The organism is Enterobacter cloacae complex sp. P2B (assembly GCF_014895985.1).
GTDB lineage: Bacteria > Pseudomonadota > Gammaproteobacteria > Enterobacterales > Enterobacteriaceae > Enterobacter > Enterobacter bugandensis.
Map to the genome: position 1 here is coordinate 130,019 of NZ_JADBQQ010000004.1, position 17,121 is coordinate 147,139.

Here is a 17,121-nt window from a genome sequence, read left to right on the forward strand (position 1 = left end):
ATCTTAATTATGCGTCTTCGCCAAAAGCGTTTTTAAGCCATTCGATCTCATTTCCGGTGAAGGCTATCACATCGAAACGGCAATCCACAGTATCAAAGCTCCCATTATGGCGGGCAAGCCACAAGTGGGCAGTCTGTAATAATTTATGTTGTTTGGCGAGCGTCACGCTGGCGGCAGCACCGCCAAAACGGGAAGACTGTCGAAAGCGGACTTCTACAAACACAATCACCTGACCGTCTTTCATGATCAGATCAATTTCGCCGCCGCGCCCGCGGACGTTGGCGGCGATAAAGCGCAGTCCTTTGCCTTCGAGCCAGCGACGCGCTTTTAACTCCCACGCATCGCCGGTCTCTTTACGGCTTAACTGGCCGGGACGATTTGCCCCTGCTGGTATTTGAGCCATGATAACTTCCTGTTAATCACACAGTCCTGAGTGGCGGTCAGATCGCCGGTGTTGCCGTTAAGCTCAAAGCCCGGCACCTGACGCATCTGGGTAAAGTGGTTTGCCAGCGCCCACGCATCAACACCCATCGCATACAGACGCGCCAGAGAGTAGTCGTTACGTACGGAGCTTAGCGCCTGCTGCATCAGCGCCGGGTTGCTGCCCGCCAGCATCGGGATTTCGCTGTACTGCAGGCCGTCCATTTCCAGACGGAAATCCGGGCCTGCGGTGCCCTGTGCGCTGCGGGAGCTGGCGTAGAGCGTTGCGCCGCTCTGGCTGCCGTTACGCATCGCGATCATCGGCTTGATAAAGGCGATCTCCTGTGGCGTGGCAACGATATAGGCCGCATCCACTTTACCGCCACCGCTAATCTGCGCGTCGGTAGGTGGCGCAGGGATCGTCAGGCCGCCAATCGTCACGCTCTGCTGCTGTGGCAGGCTCGCCGTAACAGGGCTGCCGTTAAGCGCGATACCTGCCCCGCCGTTGACGCCCGCGCGCAGTTCCGAGGCGGAACCGAATTTCTGCTGCAGCACCACGCCGCCGCCAAGCTTCTGCCACTCATCGGCAAAGGCATTGGCCACGCGATCGCCCAGCGTACTGCGCGGGATCAGCAGCAGCGGAGCCTGCTTACCCTGCTCGTGGATATGACGCGCCGCATCGCGGGCTTCATCTTCCGGAGAGAGTGCGAAGTAGCAAATATTGGCCCGGTTCTGAACCTGTTCCGGCTGGTTGAGCGCCAGTACGTTCAGCGTGGTATTGCTCTTCATCAGCTCTTCCACGTTGTTTTTCAGCAGCGGGCCGACAACGATGCTTGCCCCGTCCTGCTGAACCTGCGCCAGCACCTGGTCAAGCGGCTTCGAACTGGTGTCGTAGATTTTCAGCTCAGCGCCAGAGTTCGCGCTGGCGGTCGCCACGGCCTGCGGCTGTGCGGCAGGTTGTGATGCTGGCTGTGCCGGCTGCTGTTGAGGCTGTTCTGCCGTTGCCTCTGGTGCAGGCGTCGCTTGTGCCTCAGCCGGAGCCTGTGCTGCCGGTGCTGCCGTCGCTGGAGGGGTAGTCGGTGCGGTAACCGGGTTTTGCATTGTACCCTGCGCCGGGGTTTGTGCGGTGGTCAGGTCACTGGTCTCGGCGGTGGAGGGGCTGACAACATCGTTCACGTTGGCCGCCTGCGCTGCCTGCACCGGAACCGCACTGCCCGTTACCGGCGTGGTGCCGTTTTTCGCCGCTTCAAAGCCCTGTTGAATCGTACGGCCAAACACTGCCGCCTGGCCATTCAGCGGCAGAAGCAGCGCAATTTTGCTTGTCGACGCAGGCTTAAAGTTCTGCACATTCACCAGCTGGGTTGGCAGCATTTTCGCGCCCGGGTTCTGCGGGTAACGGGTCTGCCAGTCGGTAATACCGGCTTTCAGCATTTTTGGATCGCTGCGGTTGTTAAACCACATCTGCTGCAGATCAAGCCAGCCCTGAAGCACGTTTTCGTCCGCGTTAATGACCAGCGCCTTTGCCTGATCCTGGGTCATCGAGGCAAGCGCCTGCCAGGTGGCATCAATGTTTTTCTGCTTGTCGGCACCGGCGAGCAGCGGCTCCTGGGCAATCAAGGCACGCAGGAGCGTCAGGGAAGGGCGCCCCTGCTCAGCGGTAATGCCCGCCTGCCAGAAGCGCGCCTGCTGGTTTTTATCCAGCGCGCTCAGGTCGATGCTCCCCAGGATCTTTTTCGCGCCATCATAATCTTTCTGCGCGACCTTCAGCTCGGCAGAGAGCAGGCTCTGCTCAAGTTGCTGAGTATCGTTAAGCTCTTTCGGCAGTTGGCCGAACAGCTCGGCAGCCTGCTGGGTTTTGCCCTCTTTCAGCAGTGCACGAATGGCGAGTAATTGCCAGTTGATCCTGGTATCATTTGTACTCTGCGACATTTGTTGCAGATAAAAGCCAGAATCAGCCTGAGCGGAGCCCTGAAGATGGGCGGTGCTCTGGTCAGGTGCCTGGGTGCCACAGCCTGCAAAAATCAGGGCTGCGAGCAGCAGCGGCACGCTGCGCGTGGCTTTTTTTCGAAGAAACGTTAACGGTACCATACTGTATCCAGTGATTTTTTTTACGCAATGCTCAATATTAAATCGGCAATACGGACGAAACAATGAAACAACACGAAACGGCAGATAATTCTCAAGGCCAGCTTTATATTGTACCTACTCCTATCGGGAATTTGTCTGATATTACCCAACGTGCGCTGAACGTATTGCAAACTGTTGATTTAATTGCCGCTGAAGACACCCGACACACCGGTTTACTGCTGCAACATTTCGCGATTAACGCCCGTTTGTTTGCCCTGCACGATCACAATGAGCAACAAAAAGCCGAAACGCTGGTGGCGAAGCTCAAAGAGGGGCAGAACATCGCGCTGGTCTCTGACGCCGGGACGCCGCTGATTAACGATCCTGGCTACCATCTGGTGCGCACCTGTCGCGAAGCCGGGATTCGCGTTGTGCCACTGCCGGGGCCGTGCGCCGCGATTGCTGCATTGAGCGCCGCAGGTTTGCCGTCTGACCGTTTCTGCTATGAAGGCTTCCTCCCTGCCAAATCCAAAGGCCGTCGCGATGTATTAAAGGAACTGGAAGCCGAGCCGCGTACCCTGATCTTCTACGAATCCACTCACCGCCTGCTGGAAAGCCTGGAAGATATGGTCACCGTCTGGGGCGAATCCCGCTACGTGGTGCTGGCGCGTGAGCTGACCAAAACCTGGGAAACCATTCACGGCGCGCCAGTCGGTGAACTGCTGGCGTGGGTGAAGGAAGACGAAAACCGCCGCAAAGGCGAAATGGTGCTGATTGTCGAAGGGCATAGGGCGGAAGAGGATGCCCTGCCTGCTGATGCGCTGCGCACGCTGGCCTTGCTGCAGGCCGAACTGCCGCTGAAGAAAGCTGCGGCATTAGCAGCAGAGATTCACGGCGTGAAGAAAAATGCGCTGTATAAGCATGCGCTGGAGCAGCAGGGGGAGTAATTTCTGATACTGTTTTGCCGGGTGGCGGCTGCGCCTTACCCGGCCTACAGATTTATTTACTCTTTTATTTCCCAGGCATTGCCTCAAATACCAGCGTTTCCAGCGGCTGCAGCGTAATCACCACCGCGTTTTTGTACTCCTCAGGTACGGTTGAATTACTGCCGTACACCGCTTTGAGACTAAACTTCGCCGCGTCTCCCGTGGGTATTTCGAATTCTTTCGCTAAATCAAGATAGTAGCTTTGCGGCTTGTCCGAGGGGTTACGCAAGCCGAGTATGGCTTTCTCTTTACTCCACGAAGCCCAGCCGTAAACCTGCAGCGCCGTCGGGTCTCCGCCAATCCAGTGCGTATCCACCAGCACGCTGGCATTGTCACGCGACCATTTTGCGGCCTGCGCCAGTGTATCCCACTTCGCCTTGTTCAGCATTAAAGGGGTGATATACAGTTCCTGCAACTGGGTGCCGGTGGCGAAGTAGCTCCAGACCTGATCGGCAAAATCACTGTCCGTTTGCACCTTCTCCAGCCCGTAATAGGCATTCTCAGCGCTGACGATGCCGTGATACATCAGCGAGTTCAGCGGAAACAGCGGGCCTTTGCGCACAATGGAGCGGTACGTTTCGGCATCGCGGTAGGTCATCCACTGCTGCACCGGCGTGCCGGGACCGTACAGGTTGATGTCATCACCCTGACGCCAGATGGAATCCGCATAGAACAGCCAGGACGGACTGGCGTTGGTGCCGGTCGTCAGGTTGATAAACAGATTCGGGTTGGCGCTGCGCATGTTATGCAGCAGAGCGATGGAGGCGTCAAAATCCGAGGCGAACGGGCTACCCGGGATATGCGCGTTGGCATTACCCATCCCGTCCAGCTTGAACGAGGTAATGTGCTCGTTTTTGATAAGCTTAACGATCTGCTCATTGAAGTTTTTAAAGTAGTTAGGCCCTGACAGGGCCAGCTTCCCGTCGACGGTTTCGAACCCATACTCTTTTGCATGCGAGACGCGAACGTCGCGCGGTTTGTTGTAGCCTCCCCACGGTGAGAGCCACAGTCCGACCGAGCTGTGCAGGCTGTCGGCTTTTTCCCGTACCTTGCCAAAACCGTTGCCGAATGCCGGGCCAAACAGCCAGCGCCCGGTCAGGTCGTCCCAGCCATCGTCCAGCAGGAAGGCGTCCAGCGCCACGCCACGTCCGGCGATAAATTCCTTATTCCATTCATCCATCCGCCCCAGCACGTCCTGTTCGGAATAGGGGGTAAAGAAGCCAATATCCATCCAGCTGTTGTAGTGCAGGTAGGGCTTATACGGACGCGGACGCACGGCATTAATAAACTGGTTTACGCTGCGGCGCAGCTGGCTGGTTTCCGGGAAGGTGCCGAAGTAGGTGGTATAGCTGACCGGCGTTGCGGGTTGAATCGGCGTTTTTAACTCTACGTTGAGGTTGGTCGTCGCTTCATAGGCGTAGGTGTTAACGATGGGCTTATCCGGGAGAATAAAGAACGAGTCCGCGACAATCGGCGAGCTGTTGATCGCCCCGTCAACGTAAGGTGCCTGCGTCTGTTTTTTCGTCGGGAAGAAGGTGATTTTTGCCACGTTACGCGGCTGGCCTACCGCCTCGAGGGTGTAATCGATGCTGGCGTATTTATCTTTCACCAGGTTGAGCTTTACCGTCACGTTAAAATCCGGACGCGAAAAGTCGATGACAATGGCGCTGTTCTGCTTTTCGACGTGCTTGATTTTGAAATCAGAGTTGTTAATTTTGGTTTTGTTCGGCAGCGTCAGAAAGAACAGTTCCTGCGGGGTGATGGGGTGGTCAGCTTTTTTGTCAGTTACCACCACCGTTGAATTGGCGTCATCAAAGGACAGGGCAATCTTGTCGTTAGTGAGCGTGTAGTTCGCTGCCATCGCGCCATGGGAAACGCACAGGGCAAGCATTGAGAGGGTGAGCACTTTTTTCATTAAAGTAAGATCCTCTTAGTTATGCTTCTGCCGGAAGACGCAGACGGTTAGCCGAACCGCAAACGGCGATCTTGCTTCGGACCACCTCTTTCATGGCGTCCATCCCGACGCGCATGTAAAAGCGCGGATCGTTGCCCTGCGGGTTCTCGGCAAACCAGGCTTTGACCGCATCAGAGAAGGCGATTTTCAACTCGGTTGCGACATTAACTTTGCACACGCCCAGTTCAATAGTGCGGCGCACATCATCATCCGGAACATCGCTCGCACCGTGCAGCACCAGCGGAACCGCTACCACCTCGCGGATCTCAGCCAGGCGCTGGAAGTCAATTTTGGGGCGTTTGGTATAGAGGCCGTGCGCGGTGCCGATGGCAACGGCGAGGCTGTCCACGCCGGTCAGCTCAACGAAGCGTTTCGCCTCCTGCGGGTCGGTCAGGAATGCGCTTTCGGCGTCGACGCTCATGTCATCTTCAACACCCCCCAGACGGCCCAGTTCCGCCTCAACGCTACAGTCGTTGAGGTGGCAAAAATCGACCACCGATTTCACCAGCTTCACGTTTTCTTCAAAGGGATAGTGGCTACCGTCGATCATTGCGCTGCGTACGCCGGCATGTACCTTGCGACGAATGTCATCCAGCGATTCGTGATGATCGAGATGCAGCGCCAACGGCATGTCGTAGCTCAGGGAGTACGCGCTGCACAGAGCGTAGATCTCCTCCAGCGCAATGTGTTTAAAAGTACCCGGCGTCCCGGCGAGGATCACCGGCGAGCGCATTTCGCTGCACACTTCGAGGATCGCCTGGATCGTCTCGGCGTTATGGATGTTAAAGGCCGGAACGGCATAACCCTTTGTCTGCGCGTCCTGCAAAAGATATTTGGTCGAAATAATACTCATAATACGATCCTCTTAAGCCTGCCACGGATGAATAACCACGCCCTGTACCACACGGTTGACCGTTCCGCTGGCGGATGGTGTGTCCGGCGTGTTGCCAACATGCAGAGACTGGGTTAGCGCAAAGACCTGGGCGTAGATCAGAAAGCAGAACGCCTGCTCCATATCGTTGAACGGACGGGAAGGCGGCAGCAGGATATGCGGCCCCGCTTCAATGGCTGGATCGTTTTCGGCGGCGATGGCGACCACGCGCATGGCCTGACGATCGCGGCGCAGTTCGGCCAGCAGATCCAGATCGTACTGACGTGTATACGGATGGCTTGAGATAAACACCACCACCAGCGTTTCGTTATCCACCAGTGACTTAGGCCCATGACGAAAGCCCGTTGGTGAATCGTAGAACGCCGCCAGCTTGCCCGCAGTCAGCTCCAGCACCTTCAGCGCAGACTCGCGCGCCGCGCCCTGCAGACCGCCGCTTCCCAGGTAAACAATCCGTTTCCACGGTTCGTTGCCAAAGACGCCCTCGCTGAAATCCCCGAGCCAGGTGAGGATCGCCTGGCAGCGATCGGCTACGTCCCGGAAGCTTTGGCTGCCGATCGTCTCTGGTGCGAATACGGCCAGACAGCTCGCCATCATGGTGGTAATGCTGCTGGTCATCGCGAACCCGCGATCGTGCGTTTCGGCTGGCATCAGCAGGGCAAAGGCGTTATCGCTCTCGACGGCGTTCTGGTACAGGCTTCCCGCCTCGTTGCAGGTGATCGACAGGTGGTAGCACTCGGGCACGAACCGGTTCGCCAGCTCAACGGCGGCGACGCTCTCTGGACTGTTGCCGGAGCGGGCAAAAGAGACCAGCAGCAGAGGGTGTGCCGGGCTGAAGTAATCCATCGGGTTGGTGACCAGATCGGTTGTCGGTATGGCGGAGACGTTTTTACCGGTGTGGCTCGCAAGCCAGGGGGCAATTATCTCGCCAATAAACGCGGAGGTGCCCGCGCCGGTGAGGACGATCCGCAGGTCTCGCTTACGCAGCAGCGGCGTCAGGAAACCGTCAATCGAGGTGCGCAGATTATCGATGTTGTTGAGTGAGCGGATCCAGCAGGCAGGCTGCTGGCGGATCTCTTTTTCGGTCCAGGTGCCGGTTGTGGCGGCGGTGGTTTGTTGCATAACTCAGTCCTTAGTCGTGTGAATTCCACATCAGACGCTGGCAAACGTGTCGCTATCTTTCGTTTCGTTTCACTTATTCACATTAGCAGTTAAACAAAATCTATAGGAAAGAAATCGAAAGTTCAATAATGGAAAAGGAATAAAACGAAAAGTGTGATCGTGAAAGGAAAGGGTAAAACCAAGGAAAGGAAAAGAAAGGCCTTACGATCTGATGCCGTAAGGCCGACGGGACACGCAATGTAAACTACGAAGGTGAACGCTGTGAAAGTAACCGGATCATATTCCTTCCTCTACGGGGGCTTCCTCGCGACAGCGGCCAAGCTCATCCACCAGGCTGGTCAGGCCGCGGTGGCCGCACTCAAGCGCCTGCAGACGAAACGCTTCGCTACTTAATCCGTCACGTTCCAGCACCATTTCCAGCAAAAGCTGCAGGTTGGTGCCGGTAATCACTTCGCTGCCCGGTCTTTGCATGGCGAGCGTCGACGCCACGCGGAACGGCGTGCCACCGAGAAGGTCGGTCAGGAAAATAATATCCTGCTCTGGATCCAGTTCACTCACCGCCTGCGTTAGCTGAGCTGTCAGCCTGACAGTGGTGGAGGTTTCCGGAAAATCGATGGCGATAAACTGCGGCTGCTCGCCCAGGATCTGCCTCATCGCCTGTTCAAGCCCGCTGGCAAAGCCGCCGTGACCCGTCAAAATTATGCCTAACATCGCAACCTCTTTGCTTTTACAGGAAGTGACAGAATTTACCGACAACGCCCAGCAGCACGGTGATACCGATCAGCCGCAGCGGGCTCCAGCCGCGGCGCACCAGCCAGAACATGGTCAGGGTGTAGACCAGCGGCAGGAACGCGGGCATCAGCTTGTCGATCACGTCGGTTTGCAGTTTAACGACCGCATCACCCGCCTTGATTTCAAGCGTCGTATTGAGTCGGACGTAGGTCGCCACCAGCGCGCCGATCACCGTCATCCCGACAATAGAGGCCGCGTGGCCCACCTTTTTGGTGTTGGCTTTGATCAGCGGAATGGCGGCAACGCCCATTCGGTATGCGTAGTGCGCCAGGCCAAAGCGCAGGCCGAGATGCACCACGTTGAACAGCACGATAAAAACTACCGCGCCAAGAATGGAGCCTTGCAGCGCCAGGCTGGCACCAATCCCCCCGCAGATGGGTAACAGGGTCAGCCAGAACATGGCGTCACCAATGCCTCCGAGCGGGGCACCGACCGCAATTTTGGTGCTCTGGATGCTGTTCACATCCTGCTTGGAACGCTCCATTGCCAGAATAATGCCGATAACGAAGGTCACCAGAAACGGGTGGGTGTTAAAGAAGCCCATATGACCTTTCATCGCCCGCGCCAGGTCCCGCTTATTGGTGTGGATCTTTTTCAGCGCGGGCAGCAACCCGTACAGCCAGCCGGAGGCCTGCATACGTTCATAGTTAAACGAGGCCTGCAGCAGCATGGAGCGCCAGGCCACGCGGTTAATGTCATTTTTGGTCAGCTCCGCGCCAATGGTCTGGTCTTCATAGACGTTTTCATTCACGCCGCTCAGCAGCGTCTCTTTACTGACAGACGTGCCCGGCAGGGTGGTTTGATTAGATGCCATCTTCAAATTCCTCTTTCTGGGCCGCGGGCGCCATCGGTTCAGGCGATTTACGCAGCAGGTCGATCAGCGCCATCGCCAGCGCAGCTGCGGCAATCGCCAGTACCGGAAGCTTCAGCCAGGCCGCGGCGACAAAACCGATAATGAAATAAGGGATGTAAACGTTTTTCATCATGATCTTCAGCAGCACGGCGAAGCCGATCGCTGGCATGATGCCGCCCGCGACGCCGAGACCGTCAATCAGACGTTCCGGCAGGATAGCAATGGCGGTTTTCGCGTGTTCAGCGCCAAAGTAGATGGGCAGAAACGCGCACAGGAAATAAAAAATGCCGAGCGCCAGCAGCGCCAGATAGTTGACTCGCTCTATGCCGTCGGTGTCCGCGTTGGCCGCCATGCGATCGCAGCGTGACATCACGCCGGACATCACGGAGAAGAGGAAGGTGATACCCATCTGCACCGCCACGGCAAACGGCACCGCGACCCCAACGGCGACATCCGGCTTCACGCCCGTGGTGATGGCAAACGTGGTGCCGACGATGGTGCCGATAATCACGTTTGGCGGCTGCGCGCCCGCCAGCGGCGCCAGACCCATCCAGACCAGCTCTAAGGTACCGCCGGTCAGGATCCCGGTATGCAGATCGCCCAGTATCAGGCCGACCAGAGGACCAAGCACCACCGGGCGGTGCATGTGTGTTAAGCCGTTAAACATATCCAGGCCCGCGATAAAGGCAAGAAGCCCCAGCGCGAATGCCTGCAACAGACTGATTTCCATTGTGAATCCCTCAAAGCAGTTTAAAGAGATCCAAAGCGGTCTCTGTTGGGACGCCCTGAACAAAGCATTCCACCCCGGCCGCTTTCAGGCCGTTGAACGCAGCGATATCGTTCGCGTCGACAGAGACCGTTTTGGCAATTTGCTGTTTGCCACTGGCGTAGTGCATGTTTCCGACATTGATACGGGTGATGGGCACGCCGCCTTCAACCAGCTTCAGAAAATCGGCGGGTGATTTGCAGACCAGCAGGATTTTCTGGCGGTCAGCGGCGCGGTGAATATTGTCGATCGTTTTTTGCAGCGACCAGAAACGCACGGCGATCCCTTCCGCGAGCACCATTTCCATCAGGTTTTGTTGAACCGGATCGTCTGCAACCTCGTCATTTGCCACCAGCACCAGGTTTGCCCCCGCAAACCCCACCCACTGCACGCCCACCTGTCCGTGGATCAGGCGTTCATCAATGCGGCATAAGACAATGTTTGGCATAGCGTTTTCCTCTTTTTAATTATGCGTGTGGAGTCGTTACGCCTTCGCAGGCGGCATGGTACTGCTGGAGTATGTCCTGAATGTGGTCGATGATGAGTTCCCGCGGCGTTGACTTGAGAGCGCCCTCGCGAACTTTGCTGTACTGCAACGGCAAATACTGGCTGATAAGCGGCAGCGGAATGGGTTCGTCTGCCAGATTGCGCACCAGTCGTTCAAAGGCATCGTCAATCTGGCTGTCCGGCCAGTAATAGCGCACGCGGTCGGAGTAGCTGTAGCCGCGGGCCAGGCGTCGGGCGTTGCCGTCACCGTGATAGTGGCTTTGCCAGTATTCCGGGCGATCGAGCATCACGTTTTCCAGAACGTGACGCAGGCCCGAGCTGGCTTTCGCCGGGAGCAGTTCTTCTTCAATGGCGGCCAGTGAGAACAGCGCTTCACGCAGGGCAAAGGTCAGGGCAGGGCCGACTTTTAAAATAGCGAAGTGATTGTTCACCAGCTGGCGCAGCGCCTGTTGCGTCTGGTAATCGGTAGAGTGTGCTTCAAATACCAGCGTGTCATAGGCTTCAACCATCTTGCTCAGCGCGACGGCTTTATGTGGCTGATAGTCACAAACGTGCGCATGGTCGAACTCAACGCCGGGCTGAACCACCAGGCCAATAATGCGCGGCCAGATGTCGCTTAATCCTTCCTTCTCGAATGCGTGGCGGTGTGCCTCAAGCGTGGCGCGCGCCGCCTCTGGCGTCGTGACCTCAAGCTCGGTCAGCGTTTCGTGCGCGCCGCCGGGAACCGGAACTTCCGTGCCGATAACGTAGACCAGATCGGCTACACCAAATTGCTCAAGACAGGTTGTTTCGGCAATTTTTGCCAGACGCGCGGCGCGCCCGGCAACGATCGCATCGGTCAAAGGAACCGGATCGTCTTCACAGGACATGCTGCAATCGAGGTGAATTTTTTTAAATCCAGCTGCCACGTAGTGCCTGATCAGATCGTCGGCGTTCGCCATCGCCTGCAAAGCCGGCAGGTTTTGCCAGCGGTTGGGCCCTAAATGATCGCCGCCGAGGATCAGCTGCGACGTCGGGAAACCAAGCGATTGCGCCAGCTTACAGACGAACCCGTGAAAGTCGGCGGGCGTCATGCCGGTATAGCCGCCAAACTGATCCACCTGGTTTGAAGTAGCTTCAATCAGCAGCGGCGTTTGGCGTGAATGGGCGTAACGAATGGCAGCTTCAAGTACCAGTGGATGTGCGGAACAGACGGCATAAATCCCGTTTGCATTCCCCCGTTTATGTTGTTCCACCATTTCTGTCAGATATTTCACTTTCCTCTCCATTTCGGATGGTAATGATAGTTATCTTTCGTTTTGTTTCATTTAATCCTGCATCATGGTGATATAAAAATAAAACGAAAGATAATAGTTTTCCGATCTGTTTCACAAAAGAAACATAATGAAAGGTTTCAGCGCGGTGTCAGCTTGCGTATCGTCACCATGCAGGGCTTGCATTCCCGTAATGGAAAGGCGTTAATAGGCAAAACGAAATGAAACGAAAGAATATTGATTAAGGAGCTCGTATGAGCAGCACCGATTCATCCGCAGAAAAGCGCATCACCGGCACCAGTGAAAGGCGAGAGCAGATCATTCAGCGGTTGCGGGCGCAGGGAAGCGTGCAGGTTAACGATCTGTCTCATCTGTACGGCGTATCGACGGTGACGATCCGTAACGATCTGGCGTTTCTGGAAAAGCAGGGCATCGCCGTTCGTGCCTACGGCGGGGCGCTGATCTGCGAAGGGAATGCGCCTGGCATCGAGCCTTCCGTTGAGGATAAAAGCTCGCTCAATACGGCGGTGAAGCGCAGCATCGCTCAGGCCGCCGCCGCGCTGGTGAAGCCGGGGCACCGCATTATTCTGGATTCCGGCACCACGACTTTTGAGATCGCTCGTATGCTGCGCCAGCACACGGATGTCATTGCGATGACTAACGGGATGAACGTGGCGAATGCGTTGCTGGAAGCTGAAGGGGTAGAGCTGCTGATGACCGGCGGGCACTTGCGGCGTCAGTCGCAGTCCTTCTACGGCGACCAGGCGGAACAGTCCTTACAGAATTATCACTTTGATCTGCTGTTCCTGGGCGTCGACGCTATCGATCTCGATCGCGGTGTGAGCACGCACAACGAGGATGAAGCACGCCTGAACCGCAAAATGTGCGAGGTGGCAGAGCGTATTATTGTCGTGACCGACTCCAGCAAGTTTAACCGCTCAAGCCTGCATAAAATCATTGATACGCAACGGATTGATATGATTATCGTTGATGAAGGTATTCCGGCGGAGAGTCTGGAAGGATTACGGAAAAGCGGGATTGAGGTGGTGTTGGTTTAAGATTTTTTTACCCTCTCCCCTATGGGGAGAGGGAAGGCTGAGGGGCCATCACGTCACCGGCGCCGGGTTAAACACCGCCAGCTGGTTATGCAATCCCCACTGGTCCGAGAAAGTTTTCTTTCTCCCGCTCGCTACGTCCAGAATAAAATGGAACAGCTTCCAGCCCACGCCCTCAATACTCTCTTCCCCGGTGGCGATGGTGCCCGCGTTGATATCCATTAAGTCATACCAGCGGTTTGCCAGCTCGGTGCGCGTCGCCATCTTGATCACCGGGACCGCCATCAGCCCGTACGGCGTGCCGCGCCCGGTGGTAAAGACCTGCACTGTAATACCGGAGGCCACCTGCTGGGTGCCGCACACAAAATCGCTGGCAGGTGTTGCCGCATAAATAAGGCCGCGCCTGGTTGGCCGCTGGCCCGGAGAGAGCACTTCCACAATCGCGCTCTGGCCGGATTTGGCAATCGAACCGAGGGCTTTTTCCACCACGTTCGCCAGGCCGCCTTTCTTGTTGCCCGGCGAAGGGTTGGCGCTGCGGTCCGTTTTGCCCATATCAAGATAATTATCGTACCAGGCCATCTCCTCCAGCAGGCGTTTGCCCACCTCTTCGTTGACTGCGCGTGGCGTCAGCAGATGGATGGCGTCACGCACTTCGGTTACCTCGGAGAACATCACCGTGGCGCCGCAGCGAACCAGCAGATCGGACGCATAGCCCACTGCCGGGTTGGCCGTCACGCCGGAAAACGCATCGCTGCCGCCGCATTGTGTTCCCACCACCAGTTCCGACGCCGGACACGTTTCGCGCTGGCGGCGGTTGAGTTTGTCCAGATGATGCTCTGCTACCTGCAAAATATCGTCGACCATTGAACGAAAACCAACGTGACGTTCGTCCTGCAGACGCACGATGCTGGCCCCGTCAGCCGGGATGGCTTTGACATCTTCGGTGCCCTGAAGCAGGCGCTCTGGCTGCAATTTTTCACAGCCGAGGCCAATGACCATCACCTCGCCGCCAAAGTTCGGATTCAGGGCGATATTGTGGATAGTACGGATCGGCACGACCGCCGCGGGCGCATTGATCGCTACGCCGCAGCCGTACAGGTGGTTAAGACCCACCACGCCGTCGACGTTCGGGTACTTTGGCAGCAGATCGCGTTCAATGATTTTCACCACGTAATCCACCACGCCCGCCACGCAGTGCACGCTGGTGGTAATGCCGAGCAGGTTTTTGGTGCCGACGCTACCGTCCGCATTGCGGTAGCCTTCAAAGGTATAGCCCTCCAGCGGCGGCAAAGCTTCAGGAACGCGGGTCGCCAGCGGAAGCGTATTCAGCGGCGGTGCTTCTGGCAGCGCCACCAGCGACTCCTCAATCCAGCTACCCTGCGGGATAGCGCTTACCGCATAGCCGATGACTTCGCCGTAGCGTACGATTTCACCGTGGGCAGGAATATCGACCAACGCGACCTTGTGCCCCTGCGGAATATGCTCAATCAGCTCCAGCCCGTCCGGGAAGCGGGTGCCTGCTTTTAAGCCATTGTCGTTGACAATAATCGCCACGTTATCCGTATCGTGAACCTTAATATAAAACGCCGTCGGGGGTGCCTCTCTAATTGCAATATCGGTCATTATTCACTCTTCTCCGGCAAAGTTTCAGCTATGAAAAATAACTCGTTGGATAATCGTTTTCTTAACGTAGAAATAAAGCATGTCAGGAGAAGAAAAGTGAAAATGTGATCGCGATCGTTTCAGGCGGACTAATCCTTGATTCTGTGCATTAGCGCCCACTGCTTTGTGCATATGCTCAAAATAGCATTTAGATGTAACGCAATACTTGAGCATCAAAACAATGTGCTGACGTGTAGAGCCGATTATACTGAATGACGATTTTATAACGCCACCATTCAGTCAGAGAAATAAATATAAAGAATCTGTTCTGGAATAAATATTACTGGCTAAAACTGCGGAATTAAAAAAGGGTTAAGTGATGAATAACGATATCTTCCCGAATAAGTTTAAAGCTGCCCTCGCGGCGCACCAGATTCAGATTGGCTGTTGGTCCGCGCTGGCAAACCCTATCAGCACCGAAGTGTTAGGCCTGGCCGGATTCGACTGGCTGGTGCTGGACGGTGAACACGCGCCGAACGATATCAGCACCTTTATTCCGCAGCTGATGGCGCTGAAAGGTAGCCCCAGCACTCCGGTGGTGCGCGTGCCAACTAACGAGCCGGTGATTATCAAGCGTCTGCTGGATATCGGTTTCTACAATTTCCTGATCCCGTTTGTGGAAACGGAAGAACAGGCGGCGCTGGCCGTGGCTTCAACGCGCTATCCGCCGGAAGGGATCCGCGGCGTCTCGGTATCGCACCGCGCCAACATGTTTGGCACCGTGCCGGACTATTTCGCCCAGTCCAATAGCAACATCACTATTCTGGTTCAGATTGAAAGCCAGCAGGGCGTTGATAACGTCGATGCGATTGCAGCCACAGACGGCGTGGACGGTATCTTCGTCGGTCCAAGCGATCTGGCTGCGGCGTTTGGGCATCTGGGCAACGCCAGCCACCCGGACGTACAGCGCGCAATCCAGCACATCTTTGCCCGCGCCAAAGCGCACGGCAAACCGTGCGGCATTCTGGCGCCGGTTGAAGCCGATGCTCGCCGCTACCTGGAGTGGGGAGCCACGTTCGTTGCCGTCGGCAGCGACCTCGGCGTGTTCCGCTCAGCGACGCAGAAATTAGCGGACGCTTTTAAAAAATAACCATCATTGAGGAAACAGATTATGACGCTGAAAGTGGGTTTTATTGGTCTTGGGATCATGGGTAAACCAATGAGTAAGAACCTGATTAAAGCGGGTTACTCACTGGTGGTATCCGATCACAATCCACAGTCTGTGGCTGAGGTGATGGCGGCGGGCGCGGAAACATCTACTACCCCTAAAGCCATTGCTGAGCAGTGCGATGTCATCATCACCATGCTGCCAAATTCCCCTCACGTCAAAGAGGTCGCGCTTGGGGAGAACGGCATCATCGAGGGTGCGAAGCCGGGCCTGGTGCTGATTGATATGAGCTCTATCGCCCCGCTCGCGAGCCGTGAAATCAGCGAGGCGTTAAAAGCGAAGGGCGTAGAGATGCTGGATGCGCCTGTCAGCGGCGGCGAGCCGAAAGCCATCGACGGTACCCTGTCGGTGATGGTGGGCGGCGATAAGGCCGTGTTCGACAAATACTATGACCTGATGAAGGCGATGGCGGGCTCCGTAGTGCATACCGGAGACATTGGCGCGGGCAACGTTACCAAGCTCGCGAACCAGGTGATTGTGGCGCTGAACATTGCCGCCATGTCTGAAGCGCTGACGCTGGCAACGAAGGCGGGCGTCAATCCGGACCTGGTCTATCAGGCAATCCGTGGCGGTCTGGCGGGCAGTACGGTGCTGGATGCCAAAGCGCCGATGGTGATGGATCGTAATTTCAAACCCGGTTTCCGCATTGATCTGCACATCAAAGATCTGGCGAACGCGCTGGATACGTCTCACGGCGTGGGTGCACAGCTGCCGCTGACCGCTGCGGTTATGGAGATGATGCAGGCGCTGCGTGCGGATGGCCTGGGTACGGCCGATCACAGCGCGATTGCGTGCTACTACGAAAAACTGGCGAAGGTGGAAGTGGCGCGTTAATAGCATCTTGCCCGCACCTGAGGGTGACAGCGGCGCGCAAACCCTCTATACTGCGCGCCGAAGCTGACCAGACAGTCGCCGCTTCGTCGTCGTCCCTTTCGGGGGAGACGGGCGGAGGGGAGGAAAGTCCGGGCTCCATAGGGCAGGGTGCCAGGTAACGCCTGGGGGGGAAACCCACGACCAGTGCAACAGAGAGCAAACCGCCGATGGCCCGCGCAAGCGGGATCAGGTAAGGGTGAAAGGGTGCGGTAAGAGCGCACCGCGCGGCTGGTAACAGTCCGTGGCACGGTAAACTCCACCCGGAGCAAGGCCAAATAGGGGTTCACATGGTACGGCCCGTACTGAACCCGGGTAGGCTGCTTGAGCCAGTGAGCGATTGCTGGCCTAGATGAATGACTGTCCACGACAGAACCCGGCTTATCGGTCAGCTTCAACTCATTCCAAAACAATACGTTGGTGTATCTCAGGCGCTCAGAAGCAGAAATGGGATACACCAACGGTTGCAATGTCCCAAAATGCTCCGCAGCAACGATAGTTATTATGGCTACAAAGTTTATATAAACTATTATCCGCCCCCACTCGTTTCAGGCTCCTGAAAAAGCGCGCCATTGCATTATTCACACTCCTATGTCAGGAGCGAGCGAGTGGCAGATGTGAGAGCTGACAAAATTGATCAGCTTCACGTTGATGAATATATCTCAGGATCTCTTTGGTCGATAGCCCTTCGCCAGTTCTTCTGGTGACATCCTGGGCGACGTTTTGAACGCTCCGAAGGGTTATTCCAACAGTATTT

15 protein-coding genes and 1 other RNA gene are annotated in these 17,121 nt (G+C 56.4%); 5 read left to right on the forward strand and 11 right to left on the reverse strand.

The window, feature by feature from the left end:
• Positions 1-7 precede the first annotated feature (7 nt).
• Both IM313_RS03340 and IM313_RS03345 read right to left on the reverse strand, forming a co-directional pair.
• Complete coding sequence (locus IM313_RS03340) at positions 8-403, reverse strand: YraN family protein (protein WP_028014533.1); 396 nt, start codon at positions 401-403, stop codon at positions 8-10.
• Positions 361-2,508, reverse strand: coding sequence for a penicillin-binding protein activator (locus IM313_RS03345; RefSeq protein WP_192971991.1), 2,148 nt, complete (start codon positions 2,506-2,508; stop codon positions 361-363). Before IM313_RS03345 ends, IM313_RS03340 begins: the two co-directional genes overlap by 43 nt.
• Before the next feature lie 62 nt (positions 2,509-2,570).
• Here IM313_RS03345 and rsmI point away from each other — a divergent pair, with 62 nt between their 5' ends.
• Positions 2,571-3,434, forward strand: a complete 864-nt coding sequence (gene rsmI / locus IM313_RS03350; protein ID WP_192971992.1) for a 16S rRNA (cytidine(1402)-2'-O)-methyltransferase — start codon at positions 2,571-2,573, stop codon at positions 3,432-3,434.
• A gap of 64 nt (positions 3,435-3,498) precedes the next feature.
• Here the strand turns inward: rsmI and IM313_RS03355 are convergent, their stop codons facing one another.
• From IM313_RS03355 to kbaZ, 8 genes are all read right to left on the reverse strand, one after another.
• Positions 3,499-5,388, reverse strand: coding sequence for an enterotoxin (locus tag IM313_RS03355; RefSeq protein ID WP_193056084.1), 1,890 nt, complete (start codon positions 5,386-5,388; stop codon positions 3,499-3,501).
• A gap of 19 nt (positions 5,389-5,407) precedes the next feature.
• The gene (gene kbaY / locus IM313_RS03360; RefSeq protein ID WP_063155282.1) at positions 5,408-6,280 is read right to left on the reverse strand and encodes a tagatose-bisphosphate aldolase subunit KbaY; all 873 of its coding nucleotides are present in this window, start codon (positions 6,278-6,280) and stop codon (positions 5,408-5,410) included.
• Between the two features lie 12 nt (positions 6,281-6,292).
• A complete protein-coding gene (locus tag IM313_RS03365) occupies positions 6,293-7,438 on the reverse strand; it encodes an SIS domain-containing protein (RefSeq protein ID WP_192971994.1) in 1,146 nt (381 codons plus the stop codon).
• Between the two features lie 276 nt (positions 7,439-7,714).
• Positions 7,715-8,149, reverse strand: a complete 435-nt coding sequence (gene agaF / locus IM313_RS03370; RefSeq protein ID WP_028014527.1) for a PTS galactosamine/N-acetylgalactosamine transporter subunit IIA — start codon at positions 8,147-8,149, stop codon at positions 7,715-7,717.
• A 16-nt stretch (positions 8,150-8,165) separates the two neighbouring features.
• Entirely contained in the window at positions 8,166-9,044 is an 879-nt protein-coding gene (gene agaE / locus IM313_RS03375; protein ID WP_192971995.1) for a PTS N-acetylgalactosamine transporter subunit IID, read from the reverse strand.
• Positions 9,034-9,813, reverse strand: a complete 780-nt coding sequence (agaW, locus tag IM313_RS03380) for a PTS N-acetylgalactosamine transporter subunit IIC (RefSeq protein ID WP_192971996.1) — start codon at positions 9,811-9,813, stop codon at positions 9,034-9,036. The genes agaE and agaW overlap by 11 nt, the downstream gene beginning before the upstream one ends.
• Before the next feature lie 10 nt (positions 9,814-9,823).
• Positions 9,824-10,297 carry a PTS N-acetylgalactosamine transporter subunit IIB gene (gene agaV / locus IM313_RS03385; RefSeq protein ID WP_061096976.1) on the reverse strand — a complete coding sequence of 158 codons (474 nt, stop codon included), beginning with the start codon at positions 10,295-10,297 and terminating at the stop codon, positions 9,824-9,826.
• A gap of 19 nt (positions 10,298-10,316) precedes the next feature.
• Positions 10,317-11,624, reverse strand: a complete 1,308-nt coding sequence (kbaZ, locus tag IM313_RS03390) for a tagatose-bisphosphate aldolase subunit KbaZ (protein WP_192971997.1) — start codon at positions 11,622-11,624, stop codon at positions 10,317-10,319.
• A gap of 239 nt (positions 11,625-11,863) precedes the next feature.
• On the opposite strand from kbaZ, the gene IM313_RS03395 reads away from it, so the two are divergent.
• Positions 11,864-12,667 carry a DeoR family transcriptional regulator gene (locus IM313_RS03395; protein ID WP_045630709.1) on the forward strand — a complete coding sequence of 268 codons (804 nt, stop codon included), beginning with the start codon at positions 11,864-11,866 and terminating at the stop codon, positions 12,665-12,667.
• Positions 12,668-12,715: 48 nt separating this feature from the next.
• On the opposite strand, the gene garD is transcribed toward IM313_RS03395, so the two are convergent.
• Positions 12,716-14,287: a galactarate dehydratase gene (garD, locus tag IM313_RS03400; RefSeq protein WP_192971998.1), complete on the reverse strand. Its 1,572-nt coding sequence runs from the start codon at positions 14,285-14,287 to the stop codon at positions 12,716-12,718.
• A 358-nt stretch (positions 14,288-14,645) separates the two neighbouring features.
• Between garD and garL the strand changes: the two genes are divergently transcribed.
• The 3 genes from garL (at position 14,646) to rnpB (ending at position 16,764) form a co-directional block, all read left to right on the forward strand.
• On the forward strand, positions 14,646-15,416 hold the full coding sequence (gene garL / locus IM313_RS03405) for a 2-dehydro-3-deoxyglucarate aldolase (RefSeq protein ID WP_028014520.1): 771 nt from the start codon (positions 14,646-14,648) through the stop codon (positions 15,414-15,416).
• Positions 15,417-15,437: 21 nt separating this feature from the next.
• A complete protein-coding gene (garR, locus tag IM313_RS03410) occupies positions 15,438-16,328 on the forward strand; it encodes a 2-hydroxy-3-oxopropionate reductase (protein ID WP_192971999.1) in 891 nt (296 codons plus the stop codon).
• A gap of 59 nt (positions 16,329-16,387) precedes the next feature.
• Positions 16,388-16,764, forward strand: an RNA gene (rnpB, locus tag IM313_RS03415) — RNase P RNA component class A.
• The last annotated feature ends 357 nt before the right edge of the window (positions 16,765-17,121 follow it).